This is a genomic window from Amycolatopsis mongoliensis (genome assembly GCF_030285665.1).
GTDB lineage: Bacteria > Actinomycetota > Actinomycetes > Mycobacteriales > Pseudonocardiaceae > Amycolatopsis > Amycolatopsis mongoliensis.
Genome location: NZ_CP127295.1, coordinates 7,136,042 through 7,150,167, shown reverse-complemented (window position 1 = coordinate 7,150,167; position 14,126 = coordinate 7,136,042). Strand labels below are relative to the sequence as shown.

Here is a 14,126-nt window from a genome sequence, read left to right as displayed (position 1 = left end):
CGGTTGTGAGGTGGGAGCAGTGCGGGAGACGCGGTCGAGGTGTCCGATCAACCTGTCGCTAGAGATCTTCGGCGACCGGTGGACGCTGCTCGTCCTGCGTGACGTCGTCTTCGGCGGGGCCCGGCACTTCCGGGAGCTGCTCGGCGGCGAAGAGCGGATTTCGTCGAACGTGCTGGCCGACCGGCTGGCCGTGCTCGTCGAGCACGGGCTGCTGACCCGGGCCGACGATCCGTCGCACAAGCAGAAGGTCACCTACAGCCTGACCGAGCGGGCGATCGACCTGGTGCCGGTGCTCGTGCAGCTCAGCGCGTGGGGTGTCCGGCACCTGCCCGTGGCCGACGAGTACGCGGCACGGGCCGAGGTGCTCACCGCCGGCGGTCCCCCGCTGTGGGAGGCCTTCATGGACGAACTGCGCGAAACCCACCTCGGAACCCATCGCGGGGAGGCGCCGGACGGCCCGACCGTCGCCGAGCGCCTCGAGGCCGCTTGTGCGGCGTCCGTCCGCGACCGACGAACGGAGTGACGATGGAAACCCGGCTCGACGAACGGTTCAGCGACCCCGGTACCGAAGCCGCCGGCTGGGCCGACACCGTGAAAGCACTGGAAGCGGCGCAGATCAGCTGGCTCACGACAGTGCGGGCCACGGGACGCGACGCGTGGGACGACGCCCTGGACGTGGTGGTCGAAGGCGTCGCGCGCCGCGTCACCGACCGGGCCAAGCTGGAGCGGCTCGCCGAGGCATGGCTGGCCAAGTGGGACGGCAGCTGGGTTTACGAGGCGACCGATGACGGGTTCCGGCAGGGCGGGCACGACGCGGTGGTGTTCGCGGTCGAGCCGGCGAAGGTGCTCGCCTTCGGCCGCAAGCGGACGAGTCCCACGGACACCTCGATGCTGTCCACAGTGGAGTTCACGCACACCAGCCACCGGCCTTGAGCTCAGGCGCGGCGGAGCAGCCCGCGCCGGCGGGTGCGCAGCCGGCCGGCCACCGCGTCTTCCAGCAGCGCTCCCACCGTCTCGCGGGCGCACGCCTTGTTCGCGCCGATGCCCCCCGACGGGCCGCGCTTGATCCACCCCGCCACGTAAGTGCCCGGCTCGACGCGGCCGGCCGTGTTCGGGATCGTCCCGGTGACCTCGTCGAACGGCAGGCCCGGCACCGGAAGGCCCCGGAACCCGGCCGCCCGCACGACCCGCCCGGCGGTGATCTCGACGTCGCCGGTCACGCGAACGCCGCGAACCTCGGTGTCCCCGGTGAACTCCAGCGGCGAAGAGTGGAAGCGCAGGACGACCCGGCGTGCGCCGTCCGGGGGCGGCGACGACCAGTCCACCTCCTCGCTCGGAATCCCCCGCAGCATCGCCGCCTTGCCTTCGCCGGCGTCGATCTCCGCCGCGATGCGCGGATCGTGCGCGTCCACGACGAGGCCGCCGCGGGCGGCCAGGGCGAGCAACTCCGGGCGCGTGTACGCGGCGTCGGCCGGGCCGCGCCGGGCCAGCAGCACGACCTCGCGGACCTTGCTCGACCGCAGCCGGGCGAGCGCGGCCGGCGCGATGCTCGTACCGGCCAGCGATTCCGGCGACGCGGTCAGGATGCGCGCGATGTCGAGGGCGACGTTGCCGGTGCCCACGACGACCACCCGCTCGGCCGAGAGGTCGACGGCGTCCGGCCGGACGCCGGGGTGGCCGTTGTACCAGTTCACCACCGTGGCCGCGGGCAGGCTGCCCGGCAGGTCCTCGCCCGGGACGCCGAGCCGGCGCGCCTCGGTGGCGCCGACCGCGTAGATCACCGCATCGTGCCGTTCGGCCAGCTCGGGTCCGGCCTCGACACCGAGCCGCAGCCGCAGGCGGGGGTGGTCGTGGAAGCGCGCGAACGTCTCGCCGATCTTCTTCGTCGCCGGGTGGTCGGGCGCGACGCCGTAGCGGATCAGGCCGCCGGCCGTCGCCAGCCGGTCGATCAGGGTGACCCGGGAACCGGTGTGCAGCAACAGGTCTTCGACGGCGTACATGCCCGCCGGGCCGGTGCCGACGACCGCGACGTCCAGCGGCGCGAAGTCGCTCGGCAGGACGCGGCCGAACTCCGGCGGCGACCAGCGGTGGAAGTTCGGGGCGGCGGTGGCTTCGGCGAGGACGTCGCGGCCCGCGTAGTACTCCGCGTTGATCTCCTCGTAGACCTTCAGCGGCCCGCTCAGGTCACCGGCCGGGAAGATCGCGTCGACCGGGCAGGCGTCGGCGCAGGCGCCGCAGTCGATGCAGGTGGCCGGATCGACGTAGAGCATGTCGGTGTGCCCGAAGTCCGGCTCGTCCGGCGTCGGGTGGATGCAGTTGACCGGGCAGACCGACACGCAGGACGCGTCGGCGCAGCAGGTCTGGGTGATCGCGAACGCCATGTCAGATCAGGTTCGCCCGCTTGTAGAACCACAGCGACGGCTTGGTGAGCAAACCGGCGGAGTGCAGGAACTCCATCAGGCCGGAGCAGCTCGACCGCAGCATCGACTTGTGGTGCTCGTTGGCCTTCGCCTCGCGCCGCGCGCGCTTGCCGTCGAGCCCGGCGTTCTCGTAGACCTTGGCGTTCCACATGCTGCCGACGATGACGTAGGACGCGATCGCGACGACCAGCGCGTTGACCTGCCGCCGCACCCAACCGGCGCCTTCGAGCCGCTGGCGGGTCTCCTCGCGCGCGAACTTCATGTGGCGCGACTCTTCGACGACGTGGATGTTGTTGATGGTGCGCACGAACGGGACCACGCGCTCGTCGCGCATCCAGTCGCGCTGCATCACGTCGAGGACCTCTTCGGCCACGAGGATCGCCGCGTAGGCCGCTTCGCCGGTCGCGGTCGCCTTGAAGATCCGCCCGGCCTCGACGACGAACCGGCGCGGCCGGTACGCGGGGGCGCGCAGCTTCGCCGCACCGCGGGCGAACATGATCGAGTGCCGGCACTCGTCGGCGATCTCGGTCAGCGCCCACTGGAACGCCGGGTCGGTCGGGTCCTTCGCGTAGAAGTCCCGCAGGATCATCTGCTGCAGGATCATCTCGAACCAGATGCCGGTGCTGGCCACCGACGCCGCCTCCTGGCGGGTCAGCTCGCGCTGCTGCTCCGGTGTCATGTCCGCCCAGTAGGACGTGCCGTAGAGCGTGCTCCACTCGGGACTCGCGCCGTGGTAGTCCGTGTCCAGCGGCGTCTCCCAGTCGACCTCCTTGACGGGGTCGTAGGACAGCTGCTCCGACGAGTCCAGCAGCCGGCGCGCGGTCGTCTCGCGGTCCGTCGCCACTTCGCGTTCGCTGGTGCTGGTCATCGCCGACCTCCTCGTCAGGTGTTACCCGAGTTCACTGTTACCAACCGTAACACATACTCCGTCGAGTGCACACCCGTCGGCTCAGCGGCCGCGGAACTCGCTGGGCGGGACGCCGGGCAGGCACTGGAACATCGTCGTGATGGCGTGCACCACTCGTCGGTGTGAACCGGCTCGCCGGGTTCCGACACTTCGGTGTACATTCGTTCACTCGATCGCGTCGAACGGCAGGAACCGGTGCACCCACGAAGCGACTCCCCCCGGACCGGGCCGTTCGGCTCCGGGCTGCTCGGGCCCCTCGACCAGGACGTCACCGTATTGCGCCGGCGCGTCCAGCGCCTGCTGACCGCCACCCTGATCGCCACGAACGTGATCGGCGCGCTGGTGGTCGTCGGGCTCGCGGCCCTGCTCATGCCGGCCCCGGGCATGTCCGGCGACCTCGTGCGGGTCACCGCGGTCGCCGTGCCGGTCTACGTCGTGGCGGCGGTCGTCGTCGGCACGCTCTGGGGCACCCGCGGGGCGCTGCGGACCCTGCGCTGGGCCGCCGAAGGCCGCCGTCCGACCGACGCCGAGCGCGTCGCCAGCCTGCGTGTCCCCTTGCGCCTCACCCTCATGCAGGCCGTCCTGTGGGGCGTGGCGACGGTGGTGTTCGCCGCACTGGCCGTGCTGGAGCAACCCGCCGTCGCGCTGACGGTGTTCCTCGTCGTCGCGTTCGCGAGCGTCGTGGTGTGCGCGATCGCCTACCTCTTCGGCGAGTTCGCGCTGAGGCCGTACGCGGCGCGGGCCCTCGACGGCACCGCGCCGCCGCGGCCGCTCAGCGGCGGCGTCAACCTGCGGATGCTGCTGTTCTGGTGCCTGGGCACCGGGGTGCCGGTGGCCGGGCTCGTCGTCACGGCGGTGCTGGCCTGGGTGCGCGGCGACGTCTCGACGACGAAGCTCGCCGTGTCGGTGATCGCGCTCGGGCTGGTCGTGCTCTGCTTCGGCCTGCTGGTCACGGTGTTCACCGCCCGCGCGGTGGTGAACCCGATCTCCTCGGTGCGGGACGCGCTGGGCCGGGTGCGGGCCGGCGACTTCGCCGTCGAGATCCCGGTCTACGACGGCACCGAGCTGGGCCTGCTGCAGGCGGGGTTCAACGACATGGCGGCCGGGCTGGCCGAACGGGAGCGGATGCGCGACCTGTTCGGCAGGCACGTCGGCCACGAGGTCGCCGTCGAGGCCATGCGCACGACCGCGGAGCTCGGCGGCACGGTCCGCACGGTGTCGGTGCTGTTCGTCGACCTGGTCGGGTCGACGGCACTGGCCGCCAGCCGCCCGCCCGAGGAGGTCGTCGGCCTGCTCAACCGGTTCTTCGCGGTGGTGGTCGACGAGGTCGACCGCCACCACGGGCTGGTCAACAAGTTCGTCGGCGACGCCGCGCTGGCGGTCTTCGGGGCACCGGCGGCGCTCGGCGACCACGCGACGTCCGCGCTGGCCGCCGGCCGCGCGATCGCCCGCCGCCTGGCCCTCGAGGTCCCGGACGGGCCCGCCGGCATCGGCGTGGCGACCGGCGACGCGGTCGCGGGCAACGTCGGCGACCCGCGCCGGTTCGAGTACACGGTGATCGGCGACCCGGTCAACGAGGCCGCCCGGCTGACCGAGCTGGCGAAGAACGCACCCGACCGCCTGCTGGCGTCGTGGACGGCGGTCGAGGCGGCCGCGGCGGAGGAAGCGGCGCGCTGGCGGGCGACCGAGGACGTCACCCTGCGCGGCCGCAGCCGCCCGACGACCCTGGCGGCACCCCGCTAGCGCCGCGGGTCGATGTGGACCTTCGGGCCCGGGTACTCCCCCGCGAGCACGGCACCGGCCTCGGCGAGCCCGACGGTCGCGCCGACGAGCGGCCGCGGGTCGACGTCTCCGCCCGCGTAGGCCGCGATCGTGTCGACCAGCCCCGGTGACGCGGAGAGGACGCCGACGGCCGTGACGTCCTTCAGCACCAGCGCGCGGGTGTCGAGCGCGCTGGGGTGGCCGGACAGTCCGATGTAGACGACCCGGCCGGCCGGTTCGACGAGGTCGACGGCCAGCGCGGGCAGGTCCGCGGCGCCGGTGGCGTCCACGACCGCGTCGAAGGGCAGGTCCGGGAGCGTGGCGCGGGTCCAGACGTGCTCGAAGCCGAGGCCGCGCGCGAAGGCACCGTCGTCCACGCCCATGAGGTGCACCTCGGCGCCCGCGGCCCGCAGGAACATCGCCGTCAGCAGCCCGATCGTGCCCGGGCCGAGCACGAGGGCCCGGTCGCCCGGCCCGGCCCCGGCGGCACGCGCCGCGCGCAAGGCGTTGCCGCCCGGTTCGACGAGCGCGCCGAGCACGGCGTCGACCTCGCCGGGCAGCGCGTGCAGCGACCACGCCGGGACGGCGAGCCGTTCGGCCAGCGCGCCGTGGCGGCCGCCGCGGATCCCGACCTCCTGCCGGTTTTCGCAGGTGTGCTGGTGGCCCCGCCGGCACCGGCGGCAGGTCCGGTCGCCCAGCATGGTGTCGCCCATGACCCGCCGTCCGAGCCAGCCGGGGTCGACGCCCTCCCCCACCGCGGAAACCGTGCCCGCCCACTCGTGTCCGAGCCGCATCGGGTAGGCGGAGTGCCCCTGGTGCAGGTAGGCCATCCCGCCGGTGAAGAACTCGACGTCGGTGCCGCAGACCCCGGCCCGCTCGACGTCGACGACGACTTCGCCGGGGACCGCGACCGGGACCGGCACCTCGTGGACGGCCCCTTGGCGCGGCCCGGTGAGCACGAACGCCCGCATGGTCGAAGACATGGCTGCATGCTCGCATCCCCGGTGGTCCGGGCACTCGGCGAGCCGTTACCGAACACTTGCCATTTTATTGACACCTGTCCATCATCGACGGGATGCGGGCCGACTGGACGACCGAAGCCCCCGTCAAGGACCGGCGGGTGCGCCGGTCGCGCGCCGCGCTGATGCGGGCCGCCGTCGAGCTCGTCTCCGAACGGGACTCCACCGCTGTCGCGGTTTCCGAGATCGCCGAGGCGGCGGACGTCAGCCGCCAGGTGCTCTACCAGCAGTTCGGTGACCGCGATGCACTCCTGCTCGAGGCGGCGCAGGATCTGGTCCGGCGCGAACTGCTCACCGAGCCCCCCGGCGACGACCGAGCCTCGCTCCTGGCGCTGGCCCGGCACTTCGCCGAGTACCGGCGCTTCTACCGCGCCCTGCTGACCGGGGCGTCCGCGTACGCGTTCACCGAGGCGCTGACCGGCTTGTTCCTCCCGCTCAACCGGCGGCACCTGGGCCGCGCGTTCGGCGACGTCCTCGACCCGCGGGGAATCGAAGACCTGGCCACGTTCCTGACCGGCGGGGCCGGGGCGGTCGTCAACGCCTGGGTCGTCGACGGACCGGAGCCCCTCGACGCGGGCGAGTTCACCGACCGGCTGATGCGGATCCGCTCGGTCGTCACCTCGATGGTCACGAAGGAGGCCGGCCGGTGATCAGCCGTCTCTTCGAACGCCTCCTGGAGCTGCCCGCCCCGGCGACGCGGAAGCTGGTCGTCCAGCGCGACCTGCGCGTCCCGATGCCCGACGGCGCCGAGTTGCTCGCCGACCGGTGGGCGCCGCGCGCGGGCGGGGGCGGCCTGCCCACCGCGCTGGTGCGCAGTCCCTACGGCCGGAAGGGTGCCTTCGGCGCGCTCTTCGCCCGGCCGCTGGCGGAACGCGGCTACCAGGTGCTGATCCAGAGCACCCGCGGCGGCTTCGGCTCCGGCGGTGTCTTCGACCCGCTGTGCCAGGAGCGCGAAGACGGCCTCGCGACGCTCGACTGGGTCGTGCGGCAGCCCTGGTTCGGCGACGCGATGGTGCTCGTGGGCGCCAGCTACCTCGGCTACGTCCAGTGGGCGGTCGCCGATCGCCTGCCACCCCAGGTCAAGGCGATGATCCCGCACGTCACCGAGTCCGGCCTGACGCTGGAATTCCTGCGGGAGGACGGCTTCTCCCTCGAGACGCCGTTCGGCTGGGGCGTCCAGGTCGCCGTCCAGGAGCGCCGCTTCGCCCTGCTCCGGCAACGCGGCCAGGCGAAGAAGCTGGCCCGGGCGCTGACCACGCTTCCGCTCGCCCGGGCCGACGTCGCCGCCATCGGCCACCGCTCGGACTACATCCAGGACATCCTGGCGCACCCCGAAAACGACCCGCGGTGGGCGGCCGCCGACCACCGGTCGCGCGTCGCGGACGTCACCGTGCCGGTGAGCTCGATCGGCGGCTGGTACGACATCTTCCTGCCCGGCCAGCTGCGCGACTTCCGGACGCTGCAGGACGCGGGACGGCATCCGCGGCTGACGGTCGGGCCGTGGACGCACGCCGGCCGGCCCGATCTGCTCGCCGGCGCGGGCCTCACGCTCCGGGAAGCCCTCGAGTTCGGGCTCGCGCACGCCCGCGGCGAGGAGCCGCCGGAGCGCGCGCCCGTCCGGTTGTTCGTCATGGGCGAGGAAGCCTGGCGCGACTTCGGCTCCTGGCCACCGGGAGGCTATGCGCCACAACGGTTCCACCTCCAGCCCGGCGGCGGGCTGGAGGTGGGCGCGCCCGGCGGATCGGAGCCGGACACCTACCGCTACGACCCGGCCGACCCGACGCCCGCGGCCGGCGGGGTGCGCATGGCTCCGGACGCCGGGCGGGTCGACAACGCGGCCCTGGAAGCCCGCGCCGACGTCCTCACCTACACCACGGCCGTGCTCGATGAGGACGTCGAGGTGATCGGCGACGTGCGCGCGGAGATCTGGTTCCGCAGCAGCCTGCCCTTCGCCGACGTCTTCGTCCGGCTCTGCGACGTCGATCCCGGCGGCCGTTCGGTCAACGTCTGCGACGGTCTCACCAGCCTCACCGGTGCCGACGAGCCGGCCGCGGTCACGGTGCGGATGTGGCCGACGGCGCACCGGTTCCGGCGCGGGCACCGCATCCGGGTCCAGGTGTCCAGCGGCGCGTTCCCGCGCTACGCCCGCAATCCCGGCACCGGCGAGCCCCACGCCACCGCGGTCACCCTGCGTGCCGCGGACCAGGAAGTCCACCACGATCCGGCCCACGCGTCGGCGGTCGTGCTCCCGGTACGCTCCTGAACCGTGGGGCGGGTGCTGGTGACGGGCGCGGCGGGCCGGGTGGGCCGCATCGTGGTCCCCGGCCTGCGCCGGGAGTTGCGGCTGCTGGACCTGGCACCCACCGAAGAGCTCCCGGGCGAATGGGTCACCGGCTCGGTGACCGACGCGGCCACGATGGCCGAGGCGTGTGCCGGGGTGGACGCGGTGATCCACCTCGCCGGGATCGCGGGCGAGGACACCTGGGACCGGCTCATGGACGTCAACGTCGGCGGGACGCGCACGGTGCTGGACGCGGCTCTCGTCGCCGGGGTGTCCCGGGTGGTCCTGGCGTCGAGCGTGCACGCCGTCGGGTACCGGCCGGCCGGGCACCCGGTACCCGCGGACTGCCCGCCGTGTCCGGACACCTTCTACGGGATGAGCAAAGCGGTCGTCGAAGCCCTGGGCAGTCTCCACCACTCGCGGTTCGGGCTGGACGTGATCTGCGTGCGGATCGGGTCGTGCTTCGCCCGTCCGGTCGACCGGCACGCGCTGGGGTTGTGGCTGTCCCCCGGCGACGCCGGCCGGCTGTTCGAGGCGTGCCTGACCGCCGTGGCGCCCGGATTCCGGATCATCTGGGGCGTGTCGGCCAACACCCGGGGCCGGTGTTCGCTTGCGGAGGGGGAAGAGCTGGGATACCACCCGGTCGACGACTCCGAGCGGTTCGCGGCCACTTTGCCGCCCGACAGCTCGGTTTCGGCCCACCTGGGCGGGACCCTGTTCACCACCGCGGAACTCGGCCGACCGCTCTGACCGGCGCGATGTTCCCGGCCGCCGGGAGGCATCGTGGACGTGACGACGGACCTGGTGCTATGACCAGGGGGTGACCGGCCGGGGCAGCCGCTCGCCGTCCAGGACGACGTCGGCGCGTTCGGTCAGGAAGGCGATGTACCCGGCGACGTCCCGCGCGTCGGACAGCGGCTCGTCGTAGGTCCAGGCGAGATCGCGGTGCGCGCCCACCGACCAGTAGGTCGCGTGTCCTTTGTAGGCGCAGGTGGTGCGCGTGTCCGACGGCGTGAGCAGGTCCATCCGGACGTCTTCGCGCGGCAGGTAGTAGCGGGTGGTGATGCCGGTTTCGAACAGCAGTCGGGGCGCGGCCGAGTCGGCCACGACGACCCCGTCCACCTCGATCCGCACCCGGCTGTCGCTGCGCCGGACGTCGATGCGCGAGAACGGGTCCCGCGGGTGGCCGACGATCGGTTCGGCCTCCTCGAGCCACTCGTCGAAGGCGGCGAAGTCGAGGACGAGGTGCTCGGCCAAGTCGGGGTCGGCGGGCCGGAAGCCGGCTCCCGGCAGGGTCACGCCGTCCCCGGCCAGGGTCAGCGGCTCGCCCGGGCAGGTGTGCACGGCGAACGCGGTCCGCGGGTCGAGCACGGGCGGGCCGCCCTCGGCCAGCCGGACCGCGTGTTCGGACGCCGGAGCGTCGTCCGCGGGCCTGAGGGTCGCGCGCAGGCCGGCAACGGGGAAGGCGTACGACGGCACCACGCGCTTCGGCTCCCAGACCAGCACCGCCCGCCGCGAGTCGGCGAAGGTCCGTCCACTCGCGACCGCCCGGACCCGCTTGGCCACCGGTTCGTACCGCAGTTCGGCCAGGTTCCCGGTGAACCGCGCTCCCATGCGTGTCGCCATGGGGCCACGATCCGCGCCGGCGCGGGCCGCCGTCACCACCCGGGCGGGCCGAGCCAGGTCGTCATGGCTTCGCGCAGGCCCCGCTCGTCCGGGTCGCCGACGGATGCCCACGCCAGGTAGCCGTCCGGGCGCACCAGCCCCACCAGCCGCTGGTCCGGGAACGCCGGCGGCCGCGCCGTCACCACCCGGACCCTGCTCCCCCACTCCGCCGCCGGGACCGCCTCCGTGGCCAAAGCACCGCGCCGCCGTCGCGGAAGCGGGTCGCCAACGTCGTCCAGGGCCACGTCCGGCGCCCGGTGGCCGATCAGCGGGTGGCCGCCCGGACGGTCGTGCCGTCCCGGCCTCACCCGCCCGAGAGTCCCGGCGCGGGCCGCCCGGCGAGGATGTCGAACGCGTGTTTGCGGTGCGTGGCGAACAGCTCCAGCGCCGCTTCCCGGTCGCGGGCCCGCAGCGCGTCGGCGAGCTGCCGGTGCTCGGCGGGGATGCCCGCCAGGTAGCCGTCGGTCTCGACGCCGATGCGGGTCAGCAGGAACAGGTGGACCTGCGACCGGATCGCCTGCCAGGCCTCGCCCAGGCGCCGGTGCCCGGCGGCGCGGTAGATCGCGTCGTGGAATTCGAGGTCGCAGCGGACCATCTCGTGCTCGTCGGCCGCCCGCTCCATGCGCGTCACGGCGGCGTCGACCTCCTCCAGGCCGGGTGCGCGGTCGACCACCAGCCCGACGGCGAGCTGCTCCAGCGCGGCCCGCAGGCTGTCCAGCTCGGCGACGTCCACTTCGGACAGTGAGGTCACCGTGGTGCCCCGGTGCCACTCGCTGCGCACGAGCCCTTCGCGGTCCAGTTTGAGCAGCGCCTCCCGCACCGGCCCGCGGCTGACGCCCAGCGCCTCCGCCAGCTCGACCTCGCGCAGCGGGCTTCCCGGCGCGTAGACCCCGTCGAAGATCGCGTCCCGGATGCGGTCGGCGACCTCGTCGGCGAGCCCGCGCCGGCGGGCGGGAGCCACTTGAGCACTCATGTCGCAATGTTAACATTCGGCCATGACGATCCCCCGCTTCCACCTCGCCATGCCGGTCGACGACCTGGCCGCCGCCCGCCGCTTCTACGGCGAGGTCCTCGGCCTCGCCCAGGGCCGCAGCGCCGACACGTGGGTCGACTGGAACCTGCACGGCCACCAGTTCGTGACGCACCTGGCGCCGGAGCGGCCACAGCGCGTCCACAACCCCGTCGACGGGCACGACGTGCCGGTGCCGCACTTCGGCCTGATCCTCGAGGTCGAGCAGTTCAAGGCGCTCGCCGAGCGGCTGCGGGTGGCCGGGACGCAGTTCGTGATCGAGCCCTACGTCCGCTTCGAAAGCCAGGCCGGCGAGCAGTGGACGATGTTCCTGCTCGACCCCGCCGGGAACGCGCTGGAGTTCAAGGCCTTCGCCGACGACTCACAGGTCTTCGCGGTCTGATGCCTCCGACGAACCCCGCAGCGATCCCGGGTGCGCTTTCGCGGCCGGGTCGCGCCGGGTCTTGACCAGGCTGGCAACCGTCACGACGACCAGGACGCCGATGATCACCGCGAGGCTCACCGGCGTGGCGATCTCCGGGACGCGGGTGTCGATGTCGACGTGCGCCCAGTGCAGGATCAGCTTCACCCCGATGAACGCGAGGATCACCGCGAGCCCGGCCGAGAGGTACACGAGCCGGTCGAGCAGGCCCTTCACCAGGAAGTACAGCGCGCGCAGGCCGAGCAGCGCGAACGCGTTCGCGGCGAACACGACGTACGGCTCTTCGGTGACGCCGAAGACCGCCGGGATCGAGTCGAGGGCGAACAGGAGGTCGACGCCGCCGATCGCGACCAGGACGACCACCAGCGGCGTCACCATCCTGCGCCCGCCGGCGCGGGTGAAGAGCCGGCCGCCGTCGTAGGCGTCGGAGACCGGCAGCACCCGCCGGGCCACCCGGACCACCACGTTGTGCTCGATGTCGGGGTCGGCGTCGCGGTGCCGGAACAGCTGGACGCCGGTGTAGATCAGCAGCAGCCCGAAGAGCAGGAACATGAACGAGAACAGCGCGAGGAGCGTCGCGCCGAGGACGATGAAGATCGCCCGCATCACGAGCGCGATGATGATCCCGAACGTGAGCACCTTGTGCTGGTGCTCTTCCGGGACGGCGAACGTGGTCATGATGATCACGAACACGAAGAGGTTGTCGACCGAGAGGCTCTTCTCGACGATGTAGCCGGCGAAGTACTCGGTGCCGAGCTCACCGCCGTGGGCCAGCACCAGCCAGCCGCCGAACGCCACCGCGACGAGGATGTAGCCCGCCGACCACGCGACGGCTTCGCCGAACCCGACCCGGTGCGGCCGGAGCGCGGCGAGCACGAGGTCGACCGCGAGCAGCGCCAGCACGACGCCGACGGTGACCAGCCAGGTGCCGACGCCCATCCGCTCCCCCCGCTCCCGTGGTTGCCGCGAGCGTAAGGGCCGTCCCGCGATCGCGCATCCGGAGTCCACAGTGGACGCCTCAGTTGAGGTTCGCCGCCGCCAGTTCGGTGTGCGGGTCGAGCTCGAGGCCGCCGGCGCGCAGGGTGTCGTCGACGATCCGCCAGACCCAGCGCGCCAGCAGCGCGGCGAGCTCGGCGCGGTCGACGCCACGCGGGTTCTCCAGCCAGCGCGAGGTGCTCGACTCCACCAGGCCGACCAGCCCGAAGGCGACCGCTTCGCAGACGCGGGTGTCCACTCCGAACAGTCCGAGGTAGTGCTCGAACACCACGGTCAGCTGCCGCGCGATCGCGGACTTGCCGTCGGCGAAGACGTCCGAGGCGCCGTCCATCGCGTGCCGGGTCAGGTAGCGGTAGAGCGAGCCGTGCTCGGCCAGCCAGCGGGTGTGCGCGCCGATCGCCGAGCGGATCAGCTCCATCGGTGTGCCGCCGGGGTTCCACAGCGGCGCGAACTCCGCGGTGATCAGCTCCGCGATCCGGCCGGCGATCGCGTGCTGCAGGTCGGCCGCGCCGTCGAAGTGCCGGTAGAGGCGCGTGCGGGCGACGCCGGCTTCGTCGGCGATCTGCTCGGTGGACACCTCGGGCCCGTACCGCGTGATCGCGCGCAGGCCCGCCTCGACGAACTCGCGGCGACGCCGCTCGCGCTGGCCGGCCCACCGCGCGGCCCGGCCGTCGAGCGGGCGCGGCGTGTCCGTCGATGTCATCGCCCGGAGTGTACCGGCGGGCCGCTATGGCGTACGATGCCGTACCTCTTACTTTGGGTGCCAGCGTGTCACGGAGAGTGTCGATGAGGAACGCCGACGAGGAGCCGCCGGACGCCGTGCTGCTCGCCGCCCTCCGGGCCGGCGACCTCGACGCCGGCGGCGCCCTGTTCCGCCGGCACGCCGAGCCGCTGCGCCGGACCGCGGCCGCGTGGGCGAAGCAGCCCGCGGAGCGCGACGACCTGGTGGCCGAAACGTTCGCGCGCGTGCTCGCGGTCGTGTACGCGGGTGGCGGCCCGGTCGACGACCTGCGGCCGTACCTCGTCGTGACGCTGCGGAACCTGGTGTCGCGGTGGAGCCGGCAGCGCAGCCGGGTCGAGCTGTGCGAAACGGTTCCCGAGACGCCCTCGAGCGGCGCCGACGAGCTGGCCCTGCACCGGTCGAACGAGAAGCTCGTGTGGTCGGCGTACTGCACGCTGCCCGGCCGGTGGCGGACGGTGCTCTGGCGGACCGAGGCCGAAGGCGACACGCCGACGGAAGCGGCCCCGCTGCTGGGCCTGACGCCGAACAGCGTGTCGGCGCTGGCGATGCGGGCGCGGGAGGGGCTGCGCCAGGCGTACCTGCAGGTCCAGGTCCCCGACGCCGAGGAGCCGGTCTGCCGCGAACCGCGCCGGCGCATGGGCGCGTGGGTCCGGGGCGCACTGTCCCCGCGCCGGGCGAGCGCGGTCGCCGACCACGTCGCGGGCTGCGGCTCGTGCCGGACGGTGGCGTCGGGCCTGGACGAGGCGAACCGCGAACTGCCGGGTTCGGCCGCCCGCCTCACCGGCTGACCCCGCCGAGCGTAGTGAATGACTCATTCCTGTCACCTGGTGACAGGAATGAGTCATTCACGTCATCCGGGTCGGGGTTGCGCGAAGGTTGGCCCG

General features: G+C 73.2%; 16 protein-coding genes. 8 read left to right on the top strand and 8 right to left on the bottom strand.

Annotated elements, in window-relative coordinates; genetic code table 11:
• The first annotated feature begins 19 nt into the window (after window positions 1-19).
• Window positions 20-523: a winged helix-turn-helix transcriptional regulator gene (locus QRX60_RS34380; protein ID WP_285995597.1), complete on the top strand. Its 504-nt coding sequence runs from the start codon at window positions 20-22 to the stop codon at window positions 521-523.
• Window positions 524-525: 2 nt separating this feature from the next.
• The gene (locus QRX60_RS34375; RefSeq protein ID WP_285995596.1) at window positions 526-933 is read left to right on the top strand and encodes a pyridoxamine 5'-phosphate oxidase family protein; all 408 of its coding nucleotides are present in this window, start codon (window positions 526-528) and stop codon (window positions 931-933) included.
• A gap of 2 nt (window positions 934-935) precedes the next feature.
• On the opposite strand, the gene QRX60_RS34370 is transcribed toward QRX60_RS34375, so the two are convergent.
• Both QRX60_RS34370 and QRX60_RS34365 read right to left on the bottom strand, forming a co-directional pair.
• The gene (locus QRX60_RS34370) at window positions 936-2,381 is read right to left on the bottom strand and encodes an FAD-dependent oxidoreductase (RefSeq protein ID WP_285995595.1); all 1,446 of its coding nucleotides are present in this window, start codon (window positions 2,379-2,381) and stop codon (window positions 936-938) included.
• 1 nt (window position 2,382) lies between these two features.
• The gene (locus tag QRX60_RS34365; protein ID WP_285995594.1) at window positions 2,383-3,288 is read right to left on the bottom strand and encodes an AurF N-oxygenase family protein; all 906 of its coding nucleotides are present in this window, start codon (window positions 3,286-3,288) and stop codon (window positions 2,383-2,385) included.
• 234 nt (window positions 3,289-3,522) lie between these two features.
• Here QRX60_RS34365 and QRX60_RS34360 point away from each other — a divergent pair, with 234 nt between their 5' ends.
• On the top strand, window positions 3,523-5,070 hold the full coding sequence (locus tag QRX60_RS34360) for an adenylate/guanylate cyclase domain-containing protein (RefSeq protein WP_285995593.1): 1,548 nt from the start codon (window positions 3,523-3,525) through the stop codon (window positions 5,068-5,070).
• Here QRX60_RS34360 and QRX60_RS34355 read toward each other — a convergent pair.
• Complete coding sequence (locus QRX60_RS34355) at window positions 5,067-6,071, bottom strand: zinc-dependent alcohol dehydrogenase (RefSeq protein WP_285995592.1); 1,005 nt, start codon at window positions 6,069-6,071, stop codon at window positions 5,067-5,069. The two genes, QRX60_RS34360 and QRX60_RS34355, sit on opposite strands and share 4 nt — an antisense overlap.
• A 92-nt stretch (window positions 6,072-6,163) precedes the next feature.
• On the opposite strand from QRX60_RS34355, the gene QRX60_RS34350 reads away from it, so the two are divergent.
• From QRX60_RS34350 to QRX60_RS34340, 3 genes are read left to right on the top strand one after another with little or no spacing between them, the layout of a single operon-like run.
• The gene (locus tag QRX60_RS34350) at window positions 6,164-6,757 is read left to right on the top strand and encodes a TetR/AcrR family transcriptional regulator (protein ID WP_285995591.1); all 594 of its coding nucleotides are present in this window, start codon (window positions 6,164-6,166) and stop codon (window positions 6,755-6,757) included.
• Window positions 6,754-8,370, top strand: a complete 1,617-nt coding sequence (locus QRX60_RS34345; protein WP_285995590.1) for a CocE/NonD family hydrolase — start codon at window positions 6,754-6,756, stop codon at window positions 8,368-8,370. The genes QRX60_RS34350 and QRX60_RS34345 overlap by 4 nt, the downstream gene beginning before the upstream one ends.
• Window positions 8,371-8,373: 3 nt before the next feature.
• Window positions 8,374-9,138, top strand: coding sequence for an NAD-dependent epimerase/dehydratase family protein (locus tag QRX60_RS34340; RefSeq protein ID WP_285995589.1), 765 nt, complete (start codon window positions 8,374-8,376; stop codon window positions 9,136-9,138).
• Window positions 9,139-9,195: 57 nt separating this feature from the next.
• On the opposite strand, the gene QRX60_RS34335 is transcribed toward QRX60_RS34340, so the two are convergent.
• From QRX60_RS34335 to QRX60_RS34325, 3 genes are read right to left on the bottom strand one after another with little or no spacing between them, the layout of a single operon-like run.
• Window positions 9,196-10,014, bottom strand: coding sequence for a DUF427 domain-containing protein (locus QRX60_RS34335; RefSeq protein ID WP_285995588.1), 819 nt, complete (start codon window positions 10,012-10,014; stop codon window positions 9,196-9,198).
• Between the two features lie 32 nt (window positions 10,015-10,046).
• Window positions 10,047-10,361 carry an aromatic-ring hydroxylase C-terminal domain-containing protein gene (locus QRX60_RS34330; protein WP_285995587.1) on the bottom strand — a complete coding sequence of 105 codons (315 nt, stop codon included), beginning with the start codon at window positions 10,359-10,361 and terminating at the stop codon, window positions 10,047-10,049.
• Window positions 10,358-11,026: a GntR family transcriptional regulator gene (locus tag QRX60_RS34325; protein WP_285995586.1), complete on the bottom strand. Its 669-nt coding sequence runs from the start codon at window positions 11,024-11,026 to the stop codon at window positions 10,358-10,360. The genes QRX60_RS34330 and QRX60_RS34325 overlap by 4 nt, the downstream gene beginning before the upstream one ends.
• A gap of 22 nt (window positions 11,027-11,048) precedes the next feature.
• On the opposite strand from QRX60_RS34325, the gene QRX60_RS34320 reads away from it, so the two are divergent.
• Entirely contained in the window at window positions 11,049-11,465 is a 417-nt protein-coding gene (locus QRX60_RS34320; RefSeq protein ID WP_285995585.1) for a VOC family protein, read from the top strand.
• Here QRX60_RS34320 and QRX60_RS34315 read toward each other — a convergent pair.
• Both QRX60_RS34315 and QRX60_RS34310 read right to left on the bottom strand, forming a co-directional pair.
• The gene (locus QRX60_RS34315) at window positions 11,445-12,443 is read right to left on the bottom strand and encodes a TerC/Alx family metal homeostasis membrane protein (RefSeq protein ID WP_285995584.1); all 999 of its coding nucleotides are present in this window, start codon (window positions 12,441-12,443) and stop codon (window positions 11,445-11,447) included. The two genes, QRX60_RS34320 and QRX60_RS34315, sit on opposite strands and share 21 nt — an antisense overlap.
• 79 nt (window positions 12,444-12,522) lie before the next feature.
• Window positions 12,523-13,203 (bottom strand): TetR/AcrR family transcriptional regulator, encoded by a 681-nt coding sequence (locus QRX60_RS34310; protein WP_285995583.1) that lies wholly within the window; start codon window positions 13,201-13,203, stop codon window positions 12,523-12,525.
• Window positions 13,204-13,286: 83 nt separating this feature from the next.
• Between QRX60_RS34310 and QRX60_RS34305 the strand changes: the two genes are divergently transcribed.
• A complete protein-coding gene (locus QRX60_RS34305) occupies window positions 13,287-14,030 on the top strand; it encodes a sigma-70 family RNA polymerase sigma factor (RefSeq protein ID WP_285995582.1) in 744 nt (247 codons plus the stop codon).
• The last annotated feature ends 96 nt before the right edge of the window (window positions 14,031-14,126 follow it).